This window comes from Sorangium sp. So ce1036, from assembly GCF_051369805.1.
Lineage (GTDB): Bacteria > Myxococcota_A > Polyangia > Polyangiales > Polyangiaceae > Sorangium > Sorangium cellulosum_F.
Window position 1 is genome coordinate 9,131,537 of record NZ_JBBMOX010000001.1, and the last position, 22,237, is coordinate 9,153,773.

The following is a 22,237-nucleotide window of genomic DNA, read 5'->3' on the forward strand; positions in this document are numbered from 1 at the left end:
GCCCGGGTCCGATCGAAAGCACAAAGAGTTCCCTGGAGAACGCCAAGGCCCTTTCGCCTCGCTCTCCACGGTCTCCGACGCTTTTCCCCGACTACCTGCTCAAACTATCCGGATTCCGAGCAGTGAGCATAGTTTCAGGCACCCTGCCTGAAAGGCGTGCGCCGACATGCGGATGCGTCAGACGCGGCGGCCACGCGCTCGCTAGCAAACCCGCGAACGCGGTGGGCGTCAAGGAGAACCGCTACATCTTGGGATCTCGGGCCAAACAGGGCCCACATATGGGGTCCCGCTCGTCCGCTGCGGTCATCCCCGAGCTCCCTGCTCAGTTCTGAACAGGTGCTACCCACCAGGCGCACAGATTACTCACAGCTTCTCCCGCGACAAGAAAACCACCCGCCGCCAGGAAGGCCGCCCGAAACGGCCGACGAAGGCGCCCCCTCACCCACCTCCACCCTTCCTGGCTTCCCAGAGTCCCCCCGGAGAGCTGCCCCGGGTCCGCTGCCCCCGGCGCGCGCACGCCTCACTCGAGCCCGTCCGCCTCCGCGCAGTACGCCAGCACGCGCTCCCCCTCGCAGTGGATCGCGAGCGCGATCGAGTCCGCCACCCGTCGCACCCCGACGATCTCGAGCAGCGCCGGCACCGGGGCCGGGAGCAGCGGCGGCGGCGGGATGTACCGCGACGCGCGCACGATGACCGGCTCGATGGCCGCCGCCCTCGGCCCGATCATCTGGCGCAGCTCGTGGAGCGCCCGCTCGAAGCCGCCGAGCATGTCGACGAGGCCGCGCGCCTGCGCGTCCGCGCCGCTGTAGACCCGCCCCTGCGCCAGCGGCTCGATCTCCTCGATCGGGCGCCGCCGGCCGCGCGCGACGACGCGGAGGAACGTCGCGTAGAACGCGTCGAGCTCGCGCTCCACCACCGCCCGCTCCCCCGGATCGAGCCTGCGCGACGGGGAGAACAGATCGGCCCGAGCGCCGCGCTTCACGACGTCCGTCGACACGCCGAGGCGATCGAGCAGCGGCCCGAGCGCGAAGCGCGCCGAGACCACGCCGATGCTCCCCGTGATGGTCTGCGGCTGCGCGACGATCGCGTGCGCGGCCGCCGCCACGTAGTAACCGCCGCTCGCCGCCACGTTCGAGAGGCACGCCACGACCGGCTTCACCTCGGCCAGGCGGGTGACCTCGTGGTGGATCCTGTCCGACGCGAGCGCGGAGCCGCCGGGCGAGTCGATGTGGAGGATCACCCCCCGGATCCGCGGGTTCTGGCGGGCCGAGCGCAGGCTCGCGACGAGCCGCTCCTCGCTGGCGAGCGAGGCGCCCCGGAAGTGGGCGCGGCTGACGATCGCGCCGTGCACCTCGACGACGCCGATGATGGGCCGCGGCAAGACCGGCCGCAGCGAGAGCGCCCGCCGCGCGCCGAGGTAGCGGCCCGCCGTCACGAGGCGCGCCCGCGCGGGCCGGGCGGCCGCGGCGCCCCCGCCCGCCGGATCGGCCGCGCCCGCGCTCCGCGAGGGGGTCGGGCCGGAGAGCAGCCCCGCCCCGAGCAGGTGCTCGAGCTCGTCCTCGTAGGCGACCGCGTCCACGATGCCCCGCGCCACCGCCTGCTCCGCGCCGTACGGCGCCTCGTCGATCCAGCGCGCGGCCGTCGCGCGATCGACCCGGCGCCCCTGGGCGAGCGCCGCGGTCAGGTCGCCGAGCCGGGCGTCGAGCAGCGCGCCGACCTGCTCGCGCTGCGGCGCGCTCATCGTGTCGCGCACGAGCACCTCGCCCGCGTTCTTGTACATGCCCTTCGCGAACACCTCGGGCTCGACGCCGGCCTGCTCCAGCGCGCGGCGCACGTAGCGGCCCTCCACCGCGAACCCGAGCGGCGACACCAGGGTCTCCGGCCCGACCACGATCGCCCGCGCGGCCGACGCGAGCTGGAGCATCGTGTTGTCGGCGCCCATCGGCAGGTACGCCACCACGTCCTTGCCGCCCGCCCGGATCTCGAGGAGCGCGTCCCTGAGCGAGGCGACCACCGCGGGCCCCGCGTGGACCGACCGCATCCGGAGCAGCAACCCCCGGGGGCGGGCGTCCTTCATCAGGTGCTTTCCGAGCTCCCGGACGCGCTCCACCGAGAGCGGCGCCCTCTTCCTCGGACGCACCGAGAGGGAGACCCGGACCCGGGGAGGCTGAAGGTCGACCACCCGGCCGTCGATTTCGAGGACGACATACCCGCCCCGTGGTGCAGCAAACGCCCACCGGAGCGCGCTCACCGGGAGCAGCAGCAGGCGGAGGAGGTTGACGAGCAGGGCAGCGATCACCGGTGGCTCCATCCAGGACGTTCGGGTGGAAAGCGGCTCAGCGTCGGCGGCGCTGAGGACGCGGCGCTGAAGGCAAGGGACGCTGGAGCCGGGCCGCGCCGCGCGAGGCGGCGCGCGCCCGAAGGCGGGGTCGACGCGGGATCCGCGCCGGCGCTGGAAGAGAGAGCGTGACGCAAGGGCCCACCCTGTGGCTACACTGTTGCGCTAAGTTTCGAAGGGGACGGCGAGTCGATCTCGTTCTGCCTCTTGAAGAAGTCGCCCTCTCTCTTACAGACCAGCTCAGCAAGCCGCGGGCCGTACGCTCCCGGCGCCCTGGGTGGCAGACCCTCACCGACCCGTGCACCCCGAGCAGAGCGCCCCCGTTCCAAGCCAGCTCCCCCCTCCTGCCCCGTCCACCCTGCGGCTCGTGCCGCTCGGCGGCCTCGGCGAGGTCGGAATGAACTGCCTCGCGCTCGAGCAGGCGAGCTCCGTGCTGCTCATCGACTGCGGCGTCACGTTCCCGACCTCGGACCTCGGCGTCGACGTCTACCACCCGCGCTTCGATCACCTGCTCGCGCTCCGCGACCGGGTGTGCGGCGTCGTGCTGACGCACGGGCACGAGGACCACATCGGCGGCCTGCCGTTCCTCCTGCGCCACCTCGACGTCCCCATCTGGGGCCCGCCGCACGCGCTGGAGCTCGTGCGTCATCGGCTCGCGGAGCACGGGCTCGAGGAGAAGGCGCGGCTCGTGCCGACGCAGGTCGGGCGCGAGGTGACGATCGGCGGGTTCGTCGTGGAGCCGCTCCGGGTGACGCACTCGATCGTCGACGCGACGGCGCTCGCGATCCACACGGACGCAGGGCTCATCATCCACACCGGGGACTTCAAGCTGGACCCGACGCCGCTCGACGGGGAGCCGACCGACGAGGCCCGCTTCCGCGCGCTCGGCGACGCCGGGGTCCGGCTGCTCCTGTCCGACAGCACCAACGTGGACTCGCCCGGCGAGGCAGGGAGCGAGCGCGACGTGGCCCACGCGCTGGCCGAGCTCGTCGAGACCGCGCCGGCGCGCGTCGTGGTCGGCATCTTCGCCTCCAACGTCCAGCGCCTGCTCGCCCTCGGCCAGGCCGCGGTCCGCGCGCGCCGCAAGATCTGCCTGCTCGGCCGCAGCGTGCAGACGCACGCGCGCGCCGCGCAGGCCGTGGGCCGGCTCCCGTGGCCGAGCGACCTGCTCGTCCCGCCCGAGATGGCCGCCGCGATGCCGCGCGAGCGGCTGCTCGTGATCGCGAGCGGCACCCAGGCCGAGCGGGCCTCCACGCTCATGCGGTTCGCCTCCGGGACGCACCCACACCTGCGCCTCGAGGAGGGCGATCGGGTCATCCTGTCGAGCCGCGTCATCCCCGGCAACGATCGCCCGGTGGTCGATATGATGGGCGGGCTGCTCCGCATCGGCGTCGAGCTCGTGACGTGGTCCACGGATCGGCGCGTGCACGCGAGCGGGCACGCGCACCGGACAGAGCAGGCGCGCATGATCGATCTCACCCAGCCGCGCAGCTTCCTGCCCGTGCACGGGGCGCTGCACCACCTGACCCGGCACGCGGCGCTCGCGCGCGAGCGCGGCGTGTCCGAGGTGCTCGTCGCCGAGAACGGCCACGTGGTCGAGATCGGCAAGACGCAGCCGCTCCGGCGGAGCGGCCGGGCGATCACGGGCCGCGTGGCGACGGCGGGCGGCGAGGCGCTCGGCGACGAGGTCCTCCGGGAACGAGGGAACCTCGGCCGCTCCGGGGTGGCCTTCGTGTCGCTGGTCGTGGACGTGCACGGCGCCCTCGCGGCGCCGCCGCAGGTCCTCGCCCGCGGCGTGACGGGGGAGCTCGAGGGGGGCGCGCTGCGGGCCGCCGCGCGCGCGGTCGCGCAGGCGGTGAACGACTGCGATCCGCGCGCCCGGCGCCGCGACACCGATCTCATCGAGATCGCCCGGCTCGCGGCGCGCCGCGCCATCGAGGGGAAGCTCGGGAGGCGCCCGCTGGTGACGGTGGCGCTCACGCGGCTGTGACGCCGCGCGACGGGAGCGCCCCGCCGCCGGACGGCGGCGGCAAGAAGCTCACCGCCGCGGACTTCCTGGGGCCGGTGCTGCGCTCCCACATCCAGCGCGTCCGCGCCGAGGCGCGGCGCGTCGTCGCCACGAGCGCGCAGGGCGAGGGCGTCGAGCCCGATGTCGAGGCGGTGCACGACTTCCGCGTCGCGCTCCGCCGGCTGCGGACGCTGCTCAAGCCGGCGCGGCGCGTCTACGGGAAGAAGCGGCTCCGCCCCATCGCCGACGGGCTCCGGGAGCTCGCGCGGGCGACCGGGGCGCTGCGCGACGAGGAGGTGCTGCGCGAGACGCTCACCGCGCTCGAGCTGGACGGCGCGCCGCGGGCCGCCGTCGACGCGTGGCTCGCGGAGCGCTCGCGAGCGGAGCGCGAGGCGAGGGCGCGCATCGTCGAGCTGCTCCGGGGAGAGGAGCCGGGCGGCGCGGGCGCGCCGCGGGCGAGCGGGGAGGCGCGCCGGGGGCCGCCCCGGCTGGAGCCGCACCTCGCGCGCCTGGAGCGGCGCGTCGCGCGCAAGGAGGCGAAGCGCCGCCGCGCGGAGGCGCTCGCGCGGCGCGCGATCGAGCGCGCGCTGGAGGACGTGCGCGCGCTCGCGGCGAGCGATCCGGGCGACGGCGCGGCCATGCACGCGCTCCGGATCCGCTTCAAGCGACTGCGCTACTCCGCGGAGACGTTCTCGCCGCTCCTCGGCGAGCGCGCCGGGCGCGCCGCCCGCTCCGCGCAGCGGATGCAGCGCCGCCTCGGCGATCTGCACGACGTCGACGAGGCGCTCGCGGAGATGAGGGGCGCGGACGGGCTGTCGCCCGAGCAGCGCGGGGCCGTCGTCGAGGCGCTCGGCGCTTGGCGGGCGCGGCTCGCCGCGAAGGCGGCCGAGGAGCTCGCGCGCGAGATCGAGGCGCTCGCCGCGCTCTGGCCGGACGGGCCTCGCGGCGCGTGACGCGGCGCACGGCGCGGGCTGGAGCGCCGCGGCAAGAGGCCGCGCGCGGGCCGTCGCAGGCCTGGAGGCGGCGGCGCTCGCCATCCGGACAGCCGGTCGTGGTACGGTCGCAGCGGATCCACGCCCGAGCGAGGCGCGCTGATCCGGGAGGTCGTCTTGCGCCGCTCTGCCCTCTTGCGCCGCCCTGCCTTCTCAAGCGTCGTCGCGATCGTCGCGCTCCTCGCGGCCGGCGCCTGCACGCAGGACTTCGATCAGTTCGAGCCGCTCCTCCTCTCGGGATCGGCGTCCGCGGGCGGGGCTGGCAGCGGGGGCACGGCGACGACGACCGCGAGCGCCGGCGCAGGCGGCGCCGAGGACTGCGCGAACGGCGACGATGACGACGGCGACGGGGCCGTCGACTGCGCCGACGAGAGCTGCAGCGGGTTCTCCTGCGTCGCGATCCCCGACGGCTGGCGCGGGCCAGGCCTCCTCTACGACGGCCCCGCGTCCGCGGAGATCGCCTGCCCCGCGGGCTTCTCCGAGCGGGTGGACGTGGGCGGCCGCGGCGTCGAGGCGACGGCGACCTGCAGCCCGTGCTCGTGCGGAGGGCCGGCGGGCGCGTGCGGGGCGCCCGAGCTGACGGCGTATCTGGACGACAGATGCAATCGACGGCTGACCTCGGCGACAGTCCCGCCCGGCGAGTGCTTCTCGTTCGGGGCCGATCTCCCGTTCGAGAGCTACCGCGCCGCGCCGCCGGACGCGGCGTCGTGCGAGGCGTCGGGCGGCGAGCCGACGGGGCCCGCGCCGCGCTTCCGCGCGGAGGGGCTCGTGTGCGCCCGGCCGCCGGGAGAAGACGGCTGCGACGCAGGGGAAGCCTGCGCGCCGCGGGAGATCGACGGGCCGTTCGAGCGCGGCGTCTGCGTCTATCGCGAGGGGGATTGGCGCTGCCCGCAGGGGTTCGACGAGCGGCACGTGTTCGCGCGCGACATGGACGATCGCCGCGGCTGCACGCGCTGCACGTGCGACGCGTCCGGCGTGACCTGCACCGCGACGACGACGCTCTTCGACGACGACGAATGCCGGCGGCAGGCCGCGACCGTGCCCCACGACGAGCGCTGTCTGGAAAACGCGCCCTCGGCCGTCGCGCTGCGGGTCGAGGTGGCCGGCACGGGCAGCTGTCAGCCGCGCGGCGGCATGCCCACGGGGGAGGTCGTGGAGGGCGACGACAAGATCACCGTCTGCTGCGCCCGCTGAGCGGCCGGGGCGCGGCGCCTCCTCGGCGGCGCCTCGACCGGACACGGCGCCGGGGGGCGGGAGGGCGATCGAGGATCCTCCTGCCCTGCCGCCTCCCTCTCGATCCGCACGCGGCCGGGGCCACGCGCGCCGCGCGGCCTCGATCCGCGTCGCGCGGCGCGGCTACTGCCGGAAGAGCTCGACGCGCTCGAGGACGATGTCCTGGTTCGGCCGGTCGCGCGTGGTCGGCACGCTGGCGATGCGGTGGACGACGTCCATTCCGCTCACGACCTTGCCGAACACCGCGTGGCGGTTGTCGAGGTGCGGCGTCGGCCCCTCGGTGATGAACCACTGCGCGCCGTTGGTGTTCTTGCCGGCGTTCGCCATGGAGAGCACGCCCTCGGCGTCGTGCCGCAGCTCGGGGTGGAACTCGTCGGCGAACTTGTAGCCCGGGCCGCCCGTGCCCCAGAGCGGGGCCTTCTCCGGGTAGCGCGAGAGCGGATCGCCGCACTGGATCATGAAGCCCGAGATGACGCGGTGAAAGCGGACGCCGTCGTAGCAGGGCGTCCCCTGCATCCCCTTGCCGGTCGTCGGATCGGTCCAGTTGATGGCCCCCGTGGCGAGGCCGACGAAGTTCTTGACGGTGTTGGGGGCGCGCTGCTCCTCGAGCCGGACGGTGATGTCGCCGAGCGAGGTCTTGATCCGGGCGTGCAGCTGGCCGGTGCCGGGCACATTGATCGCGGGGAAATCCATCGGGCCTTCTCCTGTTCCTTGCCGCCGGGGCGGCGCCGTCAGCCAGGGCGAGGAGAGCCGCAGGGCCCCCTCGCTGCGGTCTGGTGCGGCGGTCTTATCTCATCTGCCGCCGCGAAAGAGGGGCGAATTTACGTCAAGCACGCTCGAAAAGCGTCGCGATGCCCTGGCCCACGCCGACGCACAGCGAGGCGACCCCGACCTTGGCCCCGCGCGCGCGCATCGCATGGACGAGGGTGCACGCGATGCGCGCGCCGGAGCAGCCGATCGGGTGGCCGAGCGCGATCGCTCCGCCGCGCACGTTGACGCGCGCCGGGTCGAGCTCGAGCGCCCGCGAGCACGCGAGCGCCTGCGCGGCGAACGCCTCGTTGAGCTCGAAGAGATCGACGTTGGGCACGCGCAGCCCGGTCCGCTGGAGGAGCCTCTTCACCGCGGGGATCGGCCCCTCGCCCATGAGGTTGGGGTCGACCCCCGCGGTCGCGGTGCCGACGACGCGCGCGAGCGGGGTCACCCCCGCGGACTGCACGGCGTCGCTCGACGCGAGCAGGAGGGCAGCGGCGCCGTCGTTGAGCGGGGACGCGTTGCCCGCCGTGACGGTCCCGCCCTCGCGGAAGGCCGGCTTGAGCTTCGCCAGCGCCTCTAGCGAGGCGTCGGCGCGCACGGCCTCGTCGCGCTCGAACAGGACGGGCTCGCCCTTCTTCTGGGGGACCTGGACGGGGACCACCTCGGCGGCGAACCCGCCCGACTCCCAGGCGAGCGTGGCGCGCTCGTGGGACAGGAGCGCGAACCGGTCCTGGTCCTCGCGGCTGACGCCGTGCTTCTTGGCCACGTTCTCGGCCGTCTCCCCCATCGACTGGAGCTCGAACCGCGCGGCCATCCTCGGGTTCGGGTAGCGCCAGCCGAGCGTCGTGTCGTAGACGGTCGGCGCGCTCCGGTCGAAGCGCTCGGCCTGCTTGGGCATCGTGAACGGCGCGCGCGTCATGCTCTCGACGCCGCCGGCGATCGCGCAGTCGGACTCGCCGGTCGCGATCATGCGCGCGGCGTCGGCCACCGCCTCGAGCCCCGAGCCGCAGAGGCGATTCACCGTGACGCCCGGGACCTCGTACGGCAGGCCGGCGAGCAACGCGGCCATGCGCGCGACGTTGCGGTTGTCCTCTCCGGCCTGGTTCGTGGCGCCGAGGACGACCTGGTCGAGGCGCGGCGCGAGCGAGGGCTTCCGACGCACGAGCGCGTCGATGACGTGCGCTGCGAGATCGTCGGGGCGGACGGTGGCCAGGGCGCCCGCGTAGCGGGCGATCGGGGTGCGGACGGCGTCGACGACGAAGACAGGGCGGAGAGCGGCGGCCATGCGGAGAGCGTAGCTTCGCCTGGTCCGGGCGCCGCCCGGAGATCGCGTGCGCTCGAGCACCGCCGCCACCCGAGGCGCGGGCCGGCCGCGCGCCGCGAGCGCGGTCCTTTCGTCAGGGGACCGGGCCCGGCCTCGCCGACGCGATCCCGTACGTTCCGCACGTCGTCGGGGCCACCGCGATGGGCCCGCGCCGGCCGCGGACGGTGGGGCTGCGCGCCGGGGGCAGCGGCTCAGTAGCTGTCGCTGGACCCGCCGCCGCCGGAGCGGCCTCCGCCGCCCCCGCCGAAGCCGGAGCCGCCGCCGCCGTCGCCGCGGCCGCCGCCCCGGAAGAGGAGCGCCTGCAGGGCGAACCAGAGGAACCAGCGGAACGACGGCGAGATGATCGCGAGCAAGAGCGCCGCCACCACGGCGACGATCGTGACGACGATCTTGACCGGGGAGAGCGGCGCCGGCTGCGCCTTGGGGGCGGGCCGCCGCTCCTCCTCGGGCGTGCCGGAGACGAGCGCCCGGGCGATCGCCTCCGTCCCCCGGTCGATCGCCTCGGCGAACCGGTCCTGCCGGAGCAGCGGGGTGATCTTCTCCCGGATGATGTCGTTCGACTGGAGATCCGTGAGCGCGCCGCCGACGCCCTTGCCCGTCTCGATCCGGACGCGCCGCTCGGCCGGCGCGATCACGAGGAGGACGCCGTTGTCGGCCCCGCGCTGGCCGAGCTGCCATGTGTTGAAGGTCGTGTACGCGACGTCCTCGATCGTCTCGCCCTCGAGCGACCCCACCACGAAGGCGACGATCTCGAACCCGGTCTGGCGACGGATGCGGTCGAGCTTCGCGTCGAGCTTCCGGATGTCGGTCGGGCCGAGCCGGCCCGCGGTGTCGACGACGTGCCCGGTGAGCGGCGGCGGCGTGAACGCGGCGAGGGCGGGGCGGGCGACGAGCGCGCACACCAGCGCGATCGCGGCCGCGACGGCCCTGGCCACGGCGCGCAGCCGCGCGCCGCTCGAGACCCCCTGCCGCAGCGCCACGCCGGCCAGCATCAGAACGAGACCTTCGGCGCGGACTGCACCTCCGGGGAGGCGGTGAAGTACACGCGCGGCTTGAACGGCTGGCCCGTGGCCTTGTTCACCACCTGGCCCCGGATCTTGAGGAGCTCCGCGTTGTACTCGCGCGCCGCCTGGTTGTACTCCTCGCGCGCGCGGAGGATCCGGTTCTCGACGCCCTCCAGCTGGACCTGGAGGCTGTGGAACGCCTGGTTCGCCTTGAGGTTCGGGTACTGCTCCTGCACGACGAGCAGCCGCGAGAGCGAGCTCGAGAGCTGCTCCTGGGCCTTCTGGAACGCGGCCACCTTCTCGGGATCGGTCAGGTCCTCGGCCTTGAGCTGGATGCTCGTGGCGCGGGAACGCGCGTCGGCGACGCTGGCGAGCGTCTGCTCCTCGTGCTTGGCCGACGCCTTTACGACGGCCACGAGGTTCGGGACGAGATCGTAGCGCCGCTGGAGGTTCGCCTCGAGATCCGACCACTTCTGGGCCGCGATCTGGTCCTTCTCGACCAGCTCGTCATACCGCTGGCAGCCCGCCACGGACACCATGAGGGCGAGTACGGCTAGGAAAAGGGAGACCACCACGTGGCGGCCCCGAAACGTCGACTTGTGAACAATCCGCATGACTGACTCCACGGTCGCTTGCATTACCGCTCGGTTAAGGCGCGGACGCGCGCCATGCAAGACCTCGGCCCCATCGCGCCCCGCTCGCGTCGCCCCCCGAGCGCGCCGCGCCCGGTCGCACCGCGCCGGTCACATCGCCAGGCTCGAGTCGCCCGGGTCGAGTCGCCCGGGTCGAGTCGCCCGGGTCGAGTTGCCCGGGTCGAGTTGCCCCACCCCGGGTCGAGTTGCCCCGCCCCAGGTCGCTCGGATCGTGGGCGGGCCCCGCCGCGGCGCTTCGGCGCGTGATAGGCTGGCGCAACGAGCTCGCAGCCGGGCGCCTCGCCCCGCAAGGGGTCCCCGCCCGTGGCGCTGCGCCGCCACCTCTTTCCGTCCGATGAGCCACCGCCAGCGCATCGTCGCCCACGCGCTCAGCCCTGCCGCGTATGCCCCGTACGGCGACGTTCTCATGGCCTCGCCGCACGGCCAGCCCGGCAGGCCCGCCAATCAGGGGACGGCGCGCCGCTTCGATCATCTCGCGGGGCTCGAGAACCTCCGCCCTGGCCGGGCCGCGCTGAACCTCTCCGTGTTCCGCTGCGCCCCGAGGTCGACCTCTCCGTTCCCGATCGCCCTGCTCGAGAAGCACCCCGGCTCGACGCAGGCGTTCGTGCCGATGAACGCGCGCCGCTACCTCGTCATCGTGGCCCTGGGCGGAGCGCGGCCCGACCTCACGACGCTCGCCGCCTTCATCGCCCGCGGCGCCCAGGGCGTCACCTATCGCCCCGGGGTGTGGCACCACCCGATGATCGCGCTCGACGCCGAGACCGATTTCGTCTGCCTGGCCTGGGAAGACGGCTCCGCCGGCGACTGCTCCGTGGTCGAGTACGAGGAGAGGGAGCGGATCGCGGTCGAGATCGCCCCCTGATCGCCGGCCGCCTCGCTCGCCGCTGCCCGCTCGATGCGGCGGGGAGCGCGGCGTCACGACGCCCCTCCGCGCTCCGCGCCGCGCTATAGAGGCGCCCCGATCCGCCATGCGCCGCTCGACCCCCAACTGTTCGTTCGTCGCGCAGGAGCAGCGAAGGCTGCTCGCCGCGCTCGATGCGCTCGATGCCGCGGCCGTCGCCCGCATCCTCGAGGAGTTCGTCACGCCGGAGCGCAGGGCCCGGCTCCGCGGCGTCATCGCGTCGCGGCTCGACGCCGTCACGGTGGCCATGGACGCGCCGCACGATCCGCACAACGGGGCCGCCGTGCTCCGCTCGTGCGACGCGTTCGGCCTGCAGCGGCTGCACATCATCGAGCGCGCCGAGCCGTTCCTCGTCTCGAACACCGTCTCGCGCGGCTCCGAGCGCTGGGTCGAGGTGCGCACGCACGCGACGACCGAGGCCGCCGTCGCCGCGCTCCGCGCGTCGGGGCACGAGCTCGTGGCGACCCATCCGGACGGCGAGCTGACCCCGCGCGACCTGGCGAGCATCCCGCGCCTCGCCCTGGTGCTCGGCAACGAGCGCCACGGCATCCGCGCCGACCTGGCGGACGCCTGCGCCCGCGCCGTGCGCGTCCCGATGCGCGGCTTCGTGGAGAGCCTCAACGTCAGCGTCACCGCGGCGATCCTGCTCGAGCACGCGACGACCGGCCGGCCGGGCGACCTGCCCGAGCCCTACCAGACCCGGCTCTACGCCCGCGCGCTGGTGCTCACCGTCCCCCACGCCCCGGAGATCCTGGCCGCGCGGGGCATGGACTTGCCCCTCGGCGTGCCGCCGCCCCCGCCGCCCAGGGCCGCGCGTCGCTAGCGCCCATCGCCGGCCCGAAGATGGGTAACATGCAGCGCCTCATGCGAAGCCCCGGTCCCCCGCGGCGCGCGCGCCGCGCCCGCGGCGCCGCCCCGCCCACGAAAGCCCCTCGCCGCCCCGGCGCGCCTCCCCTCGCCGCCCGCGCGGCGCTCGGCGCAGCGCGGGTCGCGACCTCGCTCGCCCTGCTCCTCGCGGGCTGCATCGAGGTGCCGCCGCCCCCGCCCACGCCGCCGCTCGAGCCGAAGGACCTCAAGGTCTCCGAGGGCGTGGGGCTCGAGATCGCCTGCACGCCGACCGGGGTCGAGCTCTGCTTCGACGCCCGCGATAACAACTGCAATGGCGTGATCGACGAGGGCTGCGGGCTGCACACCGGCATCCTGCAGTTCACGATCGCCTGGGAGGAGCCCGACGCCGACGTCGACCTCAACGTCTATGATCCGGCGGGAGAGCTCGCCCGCGTCGGGGAGCCGACGGCGAGCGGCCTCATGAAGGATCGCGATTGCCCGCGCGCGAGCGGCGAGTGCCAGGACCAGAATGTGGAAAATGTCTATCTCACCGAGGGCGAGCCCGCCCGGGGCCGGTACCGGGTCGTCGTGCGGCTCGAGAAGCTGAACGGCGAGGCCGCCCCCATCCGCGTCAACCTGAGCGCGCGGGTCGGCCATCGCTCGTACGGTATGGCGCTCGACCTGTCCCCTTCGGCCGCGGCCGAGGAGAAGAGCATCGAGTTCACGCTCTAGCGTCAGCCAGGGCGAGCGCTCGGCAGCCGGCGATCACACCTCCCGCACACCAATGCATCCGCCCTTGCAAGAATGGGCTCCGGCGAGCGTGCCCCGACCGTCGTGCGCCGCGCACGCGGGCGTCGCCGCGCGGTTGACGTCCGCCAGCCCCCCACCTTAAAAGACATGGCCATTTTACACCCGGAGACCTCCCGCGAATGAATCCCACCTGGATGCTCACATTGCTCGTCGGCCTCTTCGCCGCCTTTGCGTGGAGCGCCAACCGGCGTTGGCAGCTCCTCAAGGTCGGGCGCGGGGAGAACCGGCTCGACCGGATCGGCGAACGGCTCAAGGGCACCTGGGAGTACGCCTTCCGGCAGCGGAAGATGAAGTACTACCCGCTGGCCGGGCTCGCTCACAAGCTCATCTTCCTCGGCTTCCTGGTTCTCCTGCTCCGGACGCTGATCCTGTGGGGGCGCGGGTTCGACCCGTCGTTCGACCTCTGGATCCTCGGGCATGAGCCCGTGCGCCTGCCGGGCCTCGGCGCGGTGCCGCTCGGCGGCATCTACGAGTTCCTGAAGGACGTCATGGCCACGCTGGTCGTCCTCGGCGCGCTCGTGTTCATCTATTACCGGGCGATCCGGCGCGAGCGGCGCATGACGCTGTCCGTCGAGGGGCTGATCATCCTCGGCATCATCCTCACGATGATGGTGGCCGACATGCTCTATGACGGCGCCGCGCTGGCGCTGCACCACAAGTGGTCCACGATGTCGTGCGGCCCCGACGACGCGAAGCTCTGCGAGCGCATCGCCACCGTCACCGCCCCGTTCGCGGGCGTCCCCGCGGACCCCGCGGCGCTCCGCTGGCAGCCGTTCCCCGCCCCGGCGGGCTCGCTGTTCGGCGTCCTCCTGGCCGGCGTGAGCCCGGGGGCCCTCGTCGTCCTCGCGCACGTCGGGTTCTGGACGCACGTCACGCTGGTGCTCGTGTTCCTGAACCTGCTGCCGCACTCGAAGCACTTCCACATCATCACGGCGATCCCGAACGTCTTCGCGCGCAACCTCGACCCGCGCGGCCGGCTTCCGCTCGTCGCGCCGAGCGCCGAGGCGATCGGCGAGATGGTGATGAAGGCCGCCGAGGAGCCCGACACGGCCGAGCCCGTCGGCATCGCCCGCATCGAGGACGTCACCTGGAAGGCGATCCTCGACTTCTACACGTGCACCGAGTGCGGCCGCTGCACCGACAACTGCCCGGCCCACAAGACCGGCAAGATCCTGAGCCCCAAGCAGTTCACGCTCGATCTGCGCGACCACCTGTACGGCCGGGAGGGCGAGTTCATCAACCGGCCCGGCGGGCCGAGGGGCCTCGCCGACGGCGGCCAGGCGCAGGCGAACGCGCACGACGGGGATCCGGGGCAGGGCGCCGCGGAGCAGGACGGGTCCGGGCACGCGGAGGCGTCCGCGGAGAACCCGGCGCCGGCCGCCGAGGCCGCGTACAAGCCGGTCGATCTCGTGCCGAACGTCATCCACCCGGACGTGCTCTGGGCCTGCACGACGTGCCGCGCGTGCGAGGAGCAGTGCCCGGTGATGATCAGCTACGTCGACAAGATCGTCTCGATGCGCCGCAACCTGGTGCTCGTGAAGGGCGAGTTCCCCGCCGAGCTCGGGAACCCGTTCCAGGCGATGGAGGTCAACGGCAATCCCTGGAACCTCGCGCGCATCGACCGCGGCAACTGGGCCGAGGGGCTCGGCGTCCCGACCATGGCCGAGAACCCGCAGGCGCCCGTGCTCTACTGGGTCGGCTGCGCGGCGAGCTACGACGATCGCGCGAAGAAGATCGCCCGCTCGACCGCCAGGCTCCTGAAGGCCGCCGGCGTGGACTTCGCGATCCTGGGCCAGGAGGAGACCTGCACCGGCGACCCGGCGCGCCGCGCGGGGAACGAGTACCTCTTCGCGATGCTCGCCGAGCAGAACGCCGCGACCCTGAACGGCTACAAGGAGCAGGGGGGCATCCGGAAGATCGTCACGACCTGCCCCCACTGCTTCAACACGCTCGCCAACGAGTACCCCGACTTCGGCGCGAAGTTCGAGGTCGTGCACCACACCGACTTCCTGCTCGGCCTGGTCGCCGAGAAGAAGCTCGTCCCCCGGGAGCGGGTCGAGGGCAAGGTGGTCTTCCACGACTCCTGCTACCTCGGCCGCTACAACGATGTGTACGAGCAGCCGCGCGACATCCTGAAGCGCATCCCCGGCGTGGAGCTCGTCGAGGCCGAGGGGTGGAACCGGCAGAAGGGCCTCTGCTGCGGCGCCGGCGGCGCGCAGATGTGGATGGAGGAGCAGAACAAGGACCGCGTGAACGTCAAGCGGACGCTGCAGCTCCTCCAGACCGAGGCGAAGACCATCGCGACCGCCTGCCCGTTCTGCCAGACGATGATCACCGACGGCCTGAAGGATCAGTCCAAGGAAGAGTCGATCCGTCAGCTCGACGTGGTCGAGCTGCTCGAGGAGAGCTGCGGCCTCGACCGCCCGGCCGCCGGCCGGACGGCCGCGTCGCCCGAGGCCGCCCGCCCCGCCGCGGCCGCGTCCGAGAGCGGCGCCAGCGCCGACGCGAGCTAGCCCCCTTCCAGCCTGTCCCGCCCCGCCGCGAATGCGCGGATCGCCGCCGCGCCACGGGCCTCCGTGGCGCGCGGCCCTGCGCGCTCGCCCACACCCTCGCCTTGGAATAAGCCTGACGCAGATCAGGCGCAGCCTTCTCGTGCGTCCCGTCTCGGCCTGAGCTAGATTCGGCCCAGCCGCCGGAGGTGGATGTGTTTGAAGGCGCTCTGAAGGGGACCGCGAACCTGGATCCCCGCCCTACGCCGGAGGGGACCGCGGATGCGGATCACCGGCTCACGCGGATGCTGGCTCACCCGATCTCGATCTCGGCCGATGCTGTCGCCGACAGCGCCCTGCGCGCGCGCCAGGCGGCCTCAGGTTCAACCGAGCTCCGCTGCGACGTGTGCGACTCCGCCATCGACGGAGAGCCCGCGGGGCGCGGCCTCTACATGTGGTCGCGCGGCGACGAGCTCCGGTTCGAGGAGCCCGCCCTGTGCGGCGGGTGCGCCGTCGCCATCGGCATGACCGCGCTCTCCGCCTGGAACGCCGAAGAAGAAGAGGGCTGAGCCCCCTGTGCGCGGCGCGGGCCGCGCTCCCGCCCGCGGCCGCTGGGTCGCCGACTCCACCCCGAGCCCACCTCAGAACGCCTCGCCGATCGCCAGGTTCACGGCGACGGGCAGCACGCCGAACAGCTTGCCCGGGTTCTCGTCCCGGAACGCGTCCACGTCCTCGACGTCGCACACCCCGAGCACCTGCATGCACGGGACGCGGTAGCCGACGTCGAGGCGCAGCGGGCCGACCGGCGTCTCGTAACGCAGCCCGACGCCCGCCGAGAGGTGGATGCGCTGCGGGCCGGGGTCGCGGAACAGCGAGAGCTCCCGGGTGACGTCCCCCGCATCGGCGAAGATCGCCGTGCCGAAGCTCTCGCCGAGCCGCAGCCGGAGCTCCAGGCTCGTCTCCCAGAGCAGCCGGCCGCCGGTGGGGACCTCCGCGCCTCGCTCGCCCGTCAGGCTCGGGACATGGCCGTGCGGGCCGACCTCGTTGAAGCCGTACCCGCGGTTGCTGGTCGCGCCCCCGCTGAAGAACCCGCGGAACTGCATCAGCTGGAGCGCCTCGTCCAGCCGGTCGTTGCAGCGCTCGCTCGCGTCCCCCGTGTCGTCGCCGCAGTACGGGTCGTAGTTGCTCGGGAGCAGGACCCCCGTCAGCAGGCGGAAGGCGAGCGTCACCCGCCGCGCGACCGGGAGGTAGCCGCGAAACTCGGGCTGGAGGCGGATGTCGCGCGCGTCGACGAGCCGCTCGGTCAGCGCGCCCGCCAGCAGCGTGTCGGCCCGCAGGTAGCCGGCCATCTGCGCGTCCATCGCGACGTAGAAGCCGTGGTGGGGGGTGACGCTGTCGGGCTTCCCCGCCCGGTTCCGGCGGCGATCGTAGGAGACGAGCGCCTGGAGATAGGGGATGAACAGGGACCGCGCCTCCGGCGCCAGGCTCCCCCGGTAGGCGAACGGGCTGTTCAGCTGGACGTTGTAGAGGAGGGCGACCTTGAGATCGCTCTTCAGGAACGGCCGCTCCAGGCCGATGGACCCGACGTACTCGCGGTAGCCCAGGATGAGGTCGTCGCTCGCCTGGCCGCTCCGAGGGGTCTCCTCGCCGGCCTGCCCTGGGCTGCCGGGGCCTCCCTGGCGGCTCGGCGCCTCGTTCGCCGCGGTGCAGCGGCCGGCCTGCCGACAGTAGAGATTGAACGCGCCGCGGAGCACCGCCGTCGTGCGCCGCTCGAACGCCGCCGGCTGGCGGAGCTCGGATCGGAGCTGGATCTCCGGCAAGACACGCTCCGGCGCCTCGCTGAACAGCGTCGAGAACTCCGTCGGGTAGAAGACCAGCCCCGGCCGCCCCTCGATGGAGAAGCGCCGCAGGCCGCCGAGGAAGTTCCGGTCCTCCCACCCGGCCACGAGGTGCGCCTCGACGCGCGAGCCGATCTCGGCGCCGCCGCCGAGCCTCACGGCGCGGAGCGCGGCGGGCTCGAGGGAGAAGGTCACCGGGACGACCGGGGCCCGCGGCTGCCCGTCCGGCGCGAGCTCGGGCTTCACCGCGACGGCGCCGAACACGCCGAAGTCGGCGAGCGCCTGCTCCGCCTCGGCGAGCGCCTCGGTCGAGAAGCGATCGCCCTTCTTGATGCCGATCGCCGTCCGCAGGGGCCCCTCGGGCAGCTCGCCGAGTCCTTCCAGCTTGATCTCGCCGAACGTGCACTCGGGGCCGAGCTCGATGGTGTAGCGGACCCGCGCCTCGTGCTTCACCAGGTCCACGTCGACGTGCCCCTCGACGGTCGCGTACGCGAAGCCGCGATCCGTCAGCACCCGGAGCAGCCTCTTCTTGATCTCCTCGTACCGAGCCTCGTCCAGGCGCGCGCCGATCCTGAGCGCGTTCCTGGCCTCCGTCGCCGGCCCCGTGACGTCCTTGCCCCGCTCCAGGGTCCAGTCCCGCCACGCCAGGTCGACCGACGCGATCTTCACCGGCGCCCCCTCGGAGACGACGATGCGCACCCGCACGCGCCCCTCCTTGCCAGGGCCGCCCGTGCGCCGCACCCGCGCCGCGCGCACGCGCGCGTCGTAGAACCCGCGCGCGCGGTAGTACCGCTCGATGCGGGCCAGGTCCCGCTCCAGGACGAACCGGTCGAACCGCTCGTACTCGACCGTGAGGGCGTCCCAGATGCTCAGGATGGGCACCGGCTCCAGCGCGCCGCCGAGCAGGTGCGAGCTCTCGGCCGTCGCGATCCGCTCGGCGAGCTCGTCGCCGCGGATGACCTGCGTCCCGTCGAAGGAGACGTCCTCGATGGCGCACCCGCCGAGGTCCGGGCGCGTGCACGCGGGCGGCTGACGCGAAGCAGCGCACGCGGAGGCCCCGAGCGCGACGAGCACAGCCGTCATGGATCGAACGAGCGGTCCCCGGGAATCTGACGCGTGGCGTGCGGTCGAGTCGGCGACGACGCGACCGCCCCGGTGTGCGCGATGGCGAGGATTCAACGTTACGCCCGTCTTTTCGCTATGCTGGGTCCGCTTCGGTCGTCCAGAGGCCGGGCCGAAGCCGAGGGGCGCCAGGACAACGGCGCGAGCGAGGGAGAGCCTACGAGATGGCAGAGCCGACGCAAAAGGAACCTGGTGCCAGCGGGTACCTCGGATATGGATTGCCGCAAGACCCCGGGGCGCCCGCGAGCGCCGGCGCGCCGTCTCCCGGCGCGCCCCCCGGAGAGCGGCGCGGCGCCCTCAAGGCGCTCGTGGCGATCGGCGGCCTGGCCTACGCCGGCGCGATCGCGGTCCCGGCGGCGAGCTTCCTCGCCGGCTCCACCTCCGGCGGCGCCGGCGCCGGGGGCGGGCGCGAGCGCTGGGTCCGGATCGCGCGGCTCGACGACCTCCCGGCGGGCGAGCCGCGGCGCCTCCAGGTGATCGGCGACGAGCGCGACGCGTTCACGGTCGCGAAGGACCAGCTGCTCGGCTCGGTCTGGATCCTCCGCGAGGGCGAGAAGGTCCGCGCGATGAGCGCCACCTGCCCCCACCTCGGCTGCGCGATCGATCTCAACGACGACAAGAAGAGCTTCAACTGCCCGTGCCACGCGTCGCGCTTCGCCCTGTCGGGCGTGCCCGAGACGGGGCCGTCCCCGCGCCCCATGGACCCGCTCGCGACGCGCGTCGTGGACGGGTGGGTCGAGGTCGACTTCCGGCGTTACCGCGACGGGATCGCCGAGCTCCAGGAGATTGCAGGGTGAGCCTCGGCGACTGGCTGGACGAACGCATCGGCTACCGCGAGCCGCTCCGCCGCCTGCTCGACGAGCCCGTCCCCGGCGGCGCGCGCCTGGCCCACGTCTGGGGGGGCGCGATCGCGCTGCTCTTGCTCGTGGAGGCCGTCACCGGGGTGCTGCTCATGTCGGCCTACGCCCCGAGCGCGACCACGGCCTGGTCGAGCGTCGCGCATATCAACTACACGATGAGCGCCGGCTGGCTCGTCCGGGGGCTCCACTACTTCGGCGCGCAGGCGCTCATCGTCCTGGTGGCGATCCACGTGGGCCGGATGGCGATCCACGGCGCGTACCGGAAGCCGCGCGAGGTGAGCTGGTTCCTCGCGCTCGGCCTGCTCGGGGTGCTCCTCGGCTTCGCCTTCACCGGCAACCCGCTCCCGTGGGACCAGGACGGCTACTGGGGCGCGCGCGTCGAGACCGGCATCGCGGGCACCATCCCCGTCGTCGGGTCGTTCGTGCAGCAGCTCCTCGTCGGCGGCCCCGCGCTCGGTCACATGACCGTGACGCGGCTCTACAGCGCGCACGTCTTCGTGCTGCCGGCGATCACGGCCTTGCTGCTCGCCGCGAGCTTCGCGCAGCTCCGCAGGCACGGCTTCGCGCCGCCCCCCGGCGCCGACCCCGCCAGGGCGGATCGCTTCTACCCGAAGCAGCTCGGGATGATCCTGCTCGTGGCGGCGGTCACGCTCGTCGTCCTGTTCGACCTCGCGGCCGTGGAGCACGGCGCGCCGCTCGAGTCGCCCGCCGACCCGATCAGCGACTACTCCGCCCGCCCGGCGTGGTACTTCCGCGCGCTCTTCGAGCTGCGCAAGTTCTTCCCGGGCTCGCTGGAGCTCATCGCCACGGTCGGCGTCCCGGGCGTGTGCGCGCTCTACCTCGCCCTGCTCCCGTTCCTCGACAAGAAGCCCGGCCCGCTGCGGGCCCGGCTGCCGGCGCTCGCGCCGCTGTTCGTGATCGGCCTCGCCGCCGCCGGGCTGACGGCGAAGTCGTTCATCGTGGACGCGCGGGACGAGGACTTCCAGCGCGCGCAGGCGGCCGCCTCCGAGCGGACCGAGCGCGCGCTCGCGCTGTTCAAGCAGGGGGTCCCGCCCGAGGGCGCGCTCGCGATGCTCCGCAACGATCCGGAGACGCGCGGCGAGGACCTCTACAAGAAGGAGTGCGCGAGCTGCCATCGGCTGGGCGACCTCGGGCCGCCCAAGGACAAGCAGACGGCGCCGGATCTCACCGGGTTCGGGACCAAGGCGTGGGCGCTCGAGGTCATGAAGGACCCCGACGCCGACCACCTCTTCGGCAAGACCCCGTTCAAGGAGATGATGCCGTCGATGGTCAAGCCGCCCGCGGATCCGGAGGCGGCGGAGATGTTCACGGCGATGAAGGAGGCCGACCTGGACGCGATCGCCACGTTCCTGGAGGCGCAGGCGCGCGGGGAGCAGGGCTCGGCGGCGGGCGAGAAGCTCGTCCGGCAGCGGTGCACGAGCTGCCACCGCCTCGACGGCAAGACCGACGACGACGAATCGGCCGCCCCCGAGCTCCGGGGCTGGGCCTCGGTCGCGTGGATCGAGGCCCAGATCACGAACCCCGGCAGCGGCAAGGCCTACCCGCCGGCGGCGATGTCGAAGGACCTGGAAGGTCACATGCCGGCGTTCGAGGAGAAGCTCTCCGCGAACGACCGGAAGATCCTCGCCGCCTGGGTGTACCGTCGCGGAAGAGGCGAGCCCGCGAAGGCCCCCGAGAAGAAGCCCTGAGCGCGCCGCTCGCGGACTGACGCAGTCCAGGCCCTCCCCTCCCCCACCGAGCTCACCACCTCTGCAGGCGCGCCGCGCTCGCTAGCGCGCCGCGCTCGCTAGCGCGCCGCGCTCGCCGGCGCGCCGATCCGCCTCGGTCGAGGCGCGCTCGCGCGGGCGCCCCCGCGCGGCGGGCCGGCACGCACGATGCTGACGCGTCCTGAAAGGGGGGCGGTGGCGACATCGTGCACGGTCGCCTCCACGTCGGCGCGCGCCCGGAGCTCACCGCGGGCACGGGGGGGGCGCGCGCGCTCCCGAGAAAGAGCAGGACCCGTGGACCTGGATGCGGCCGTCAAGCATCAATTCCGGTGGATCGCGGGTACGATGATCGCGATCGCAGCCTATTTCCAGGCGGCGGGGGTATCGCACCTGATCGGCAGGACGATCATTCCGGACGGCGCCACGCGGCCCGCGCCGCTGCCGCACGCGGCGCTCGGCGCGGCGGCGCACGACGGCCTCCACGCGACGAGCGCCGAGGCGATCCTGCGGCGCAACCCGTTCGACTCGGTGACCGGGACGCTCCTCCCGGCGCCGGGCGACGCCCCCGAGGAGAGCGCGTCCGCGGCGCACGGCGATCCGCACCGCGATCCGATCTGCGACGCCGGGCGCGTGGTGCTCATCGCGGCGGCGGAGGACGCCGCGTGGTCGTTCGCCGTGATCGAGGGGCCCGACGGACAGACGCAGCTCCGGCGGCTCGGCGGCGACACAGCGCTGGGCACCCTTGCGCGGATCGACTGGGACCGCGTCTGGCTCGTCTCGGGCGGCGCGCGCTGCCAGATGCGGATCGGAACGACCGGGGATCCCCCGGCGCCCGAGCCCGGGCCCCGGCCGCAGGCGAAGCCGGTCGGCGGCGACGCCGCGATGAACACGCTGCCGCCCGAGATCGCCGCGCGCATCCGGCGGGTGAGCGCCACGGAGTTCACCGTCGACCGGGCGGCGGTCGACCAGATCCTCGAGCAGCAGGCGCTCCTCATGCGCTCGGCCCGGGTGATCCCGGAGCGGCGAGGGGATCAGGTCGTCGGGCTGAAGCTCAAGATCAAGCGGGGCTCGCTGCTCGAGACGCTCGGGCTCGAGAGCGGAGACTCGCTCCGGTCGATCAACGGCTTCGACCTCACCGATCCGCAGAAGGCGCTGGAGGCCTACGCGCGGCTCCGGACCGCGAACCACCTGTCCGTCGCCATCGAGCGCGGCGGCCAGCTGATGACCCTCGACTTCAACATCCGCTGAGGCCCCGCGGCCGGGCGGTGGGGCACGCTGGGCGCTCGCCGGAGGGGCCGTCGCGCGAGCCGATCGAGCACCGGCGGGATCGCGCGCGCCGCCCGCGCCGGAGGCGCGA

The 22,237-nt window shown here is 73.6% G+C and carries 17 protein-coding genes; 11 read left to right on the forward strand and 6 right to left on the reverse strand.

Annotation, left to right across the window (positions count from 1 at the left end):
• Positions 1-520: 520 nt before the first annotated feature.
• Positions 521-2,299 carry a signal peptide peptidase SppA gene (gene sppA, locus WMF31_RS34305; protein WP_436605980.1) on the reverse strand — a complete coding sequence of 593 codons (1,779 nt, stop codon included), beginning with the start codon at positions 2,297-2,299 and terminating at the stop codon, positions 521-523.
• A gap of 316 nt (positions 2,300-2,615) precedes the next feature.
• Here sppA and WMF31_RS34310 point away from each other — a divergent pair, with 316 nt between their 5' ends.
• The 3 genes from WMF31_RS34310 to WMF31_RS34320 all read left to right on the forward strand — a co-directional run bounded on the left by WMF31_RS34310 (position 2,616) and on the right by WMF31_RS34320 (position 6,532).
• Positions 2,616-4,328, forward strand: coding sequence for a ribonuclease J (locus WMF31_RS34310; RefSeq protein ID WP_436605981.1), 1,713 nt, complete (start codon positions 2,616-2,618; stop codon positions 4,326-4,328).
• Entirely contained in the window at positions 4,325-5,299 is a 975-nt protein-coding gene (locus WMF31_RS34315) for a CHAD domain-containing protein (protein ID WP_436605982.1), read from the forward strand. The genes WMF31_RS34310 and WMF31_RS34315 overlap by 4 nt, the downstream gene beginning before the upstream one ends.
• A gap of 156 nt (positions 5,300-5,455) precedes the next feature.
• A complete protein-coding gene (locus WMF31_RS34320; protein WP_436605983.1) occupies positions 5,456-6,532 on the forward strand; it encodes a hypothetical protein in 1,077 nt (358 codons plus the stop codon).
• Between the two features lie 162 nt (positions 6,533-6,694).
• Here the strand turns inward: WMF31_RS34320 and WMF31_RS34325 are convergent, their stop codons facing one another.
• The 4 genes from WMF31_RS34325 to WMF31_RS34340 form a co-directional block, all read right to left on the reverse strand.
• A complete protein-coding gene (locus tag WMF31_RS34325) occupies positions 6,695-7,264 on the reverse strand; it encodes a peptidylprolyl isomerase (RefSeq protein ID WP_436605984.1) in 570 nt (189 codons plus the stop codon).
• 133 nt (positions 7,265-7,397) lie between these two features.
• Positions 7,398-8,609: a thiolase family protein gene (locus WMF31_RS34330; RefSeq protein ID WP_436605985.1), complete on the reverse strand. Its 1,212-nt coding sequence runs from the start codon at positions 8,607-8,609 to the stop codon at positions 7,398-7,400.
• A gap of 230 nt (positions 8,610-8,839) precedes the next feature.
• The gene (locus tag WMF31_RS34335; protein WP_436605986.1) at positions 8,840-9,640 is read right to left on the reverse strand and encodes a TPM domain-containing protein; all 801 of its coding nucleotides are present in this window, start codon (positions 9,638-9,640) and stop codon (positions 8,840-8,842) included.
• Positions 9,640-10,191 (reverse strand): LemA family protein, encoded by a 552-nt coding sequence (locus WMF31_RS34340; protein ID WP_242515800.1) that lies wholly within the window; start codon positions 10,189-10,191, stop codon positions 9,640-9,642. The genes WMF31_RS34335 and WMF31_RS34340 overlap by 1 nt, the downstream gene beginning before the upstream one ends.
• 448 nt (positions 10,192-10,639) lie before the next feature.
• Between WMF31_RS34340 and WMF31_RS34345 the strand changes: the two genes are divergently transcribed.
• The 5 genes from WMF31_RS34345 to WMF31_RS34365 all read left to right on the forward strand — a co-directional run bounded on the left by WMF31_RS34345 (position 10,640) and on the right by WMF31_RS34365 (position 15,902).
• A complete protein-coding gene (locus WMF31_RS34345; RefSeq protein ID WP_436605987.1) occupies positions 10,640-11,167 on the forward strand; it encodes an ureidoglycolate lyase in 528 nt (175 codons plus the stop codon).
• 106 nt (positions 11,168-11,273) lie between these two features.
• On the forward strand, positions 11,274-12,029 hold the full coding sequence (locus WMF31_RS34350) for a TrmH family RNA methyltransferase (RefSeq protein ID WP_436605988.1): 756 nt from the start codon (positions 11,274-11,276) through the stop codon (positions 12,027-12,029).
• Between the two features lie 41 nt (positions 12,030-12,070).
• Positions 12,071-12,766 (forward strand): hypothetical protein, encoded by a 696-nt coding sequence (locus WMF31_RS34355; RefSeq protein ID WP_436605989.1) that lies wholly within the window; start codon positions 12,071-12,073, stop codon positions 12,764-12,766.
• 212 nt (positions 12,767-12,978) lie between these two features.
• Positions 12,979-15,357: a (Fe-S)-binding protein gene (locus WMF31_RS34360; protein ID WP_436605990.1), complete on the forward strand. Its 2,379-nt coding sequence runs from the start codon at positions 12,979-12,981 to the stop codon at positions 15,355-15,357.
• Between the two features lie 191 nt (positions 15,358-15,548).
• Positions 15,549-15,902, forward strand: a complete 354-nt coding sequence (locus WMF31_RS34365) for a hypothetical protein (protein WP_436605991.1) — start codon at positions 15,549-15,551, stop codon at positions 15,900-15,902.
• A gap of 72 nt (positions 15,903-15,974) precedes the next feature.
• Here WMF31_RS34365 and WMF31_RS34370 read toward each other — a convergent pair whose 3' ends face one another.
• Entirely contained in the window at positions 15,975-18,254 is a 2,280-nt protein-coding gene (locus WMF31_RS34370) for a POTRA domain-containing protein (RefSeq protein ID WP_436605992.1), read from the reverse strand.
• Positions 18,255-18,511: 257 nt separating this feature from the next.
• On the opposite strand from WMF31_RS34370, the gene WMF31_RS34375 reads away from it, so the two are divergent.
• From WMF31_RS34375 to gspC, 3 genes are all read left to right on the forward strand, one after another.
• Positions 18,512-19,090 (forward strand): ubiquinol-cytochrome c reductase iron-sulfur subunit, encoded by a 579-nt coding sequence (locus tag WMF31_RS34375; RefSeq protein ID WP_436605993.1) that lies wholly within the window; start codon positions 18,512-18,514, stop codon positions 19,088-19,090.
• Complete coding sequence (locus tag WMF31_RS34380) at positions 19,087-20,862, forward strand: cytochrome b N-terminal domain-containing protein (protein WP_436605994.1); 1,776 nt, start codon at positions 19,087-19,089, stop codon at positions 20,860-20,862. The genes WMF31_RS34375 and WMF31_RS34380 overlap by 4 nt, the downstream gene beginning before the upstream one ends.
• 312 nt (positions 20,863-21,174) lie before the next feature.
• Positions 21,175-22,128 (forward strand): type II secretion system protein GspC, encoded by a 954-nt coding sequence (gene gspC / locus WMF31_RS34385; RefSeq protein WP_436605995.1) that lies wholly within the window; start codon positions 21,175-21,177, stop codon positions 22,126-22,128.
• Positions 22,129-22,237: the final 109 nt, after the last annotated feature.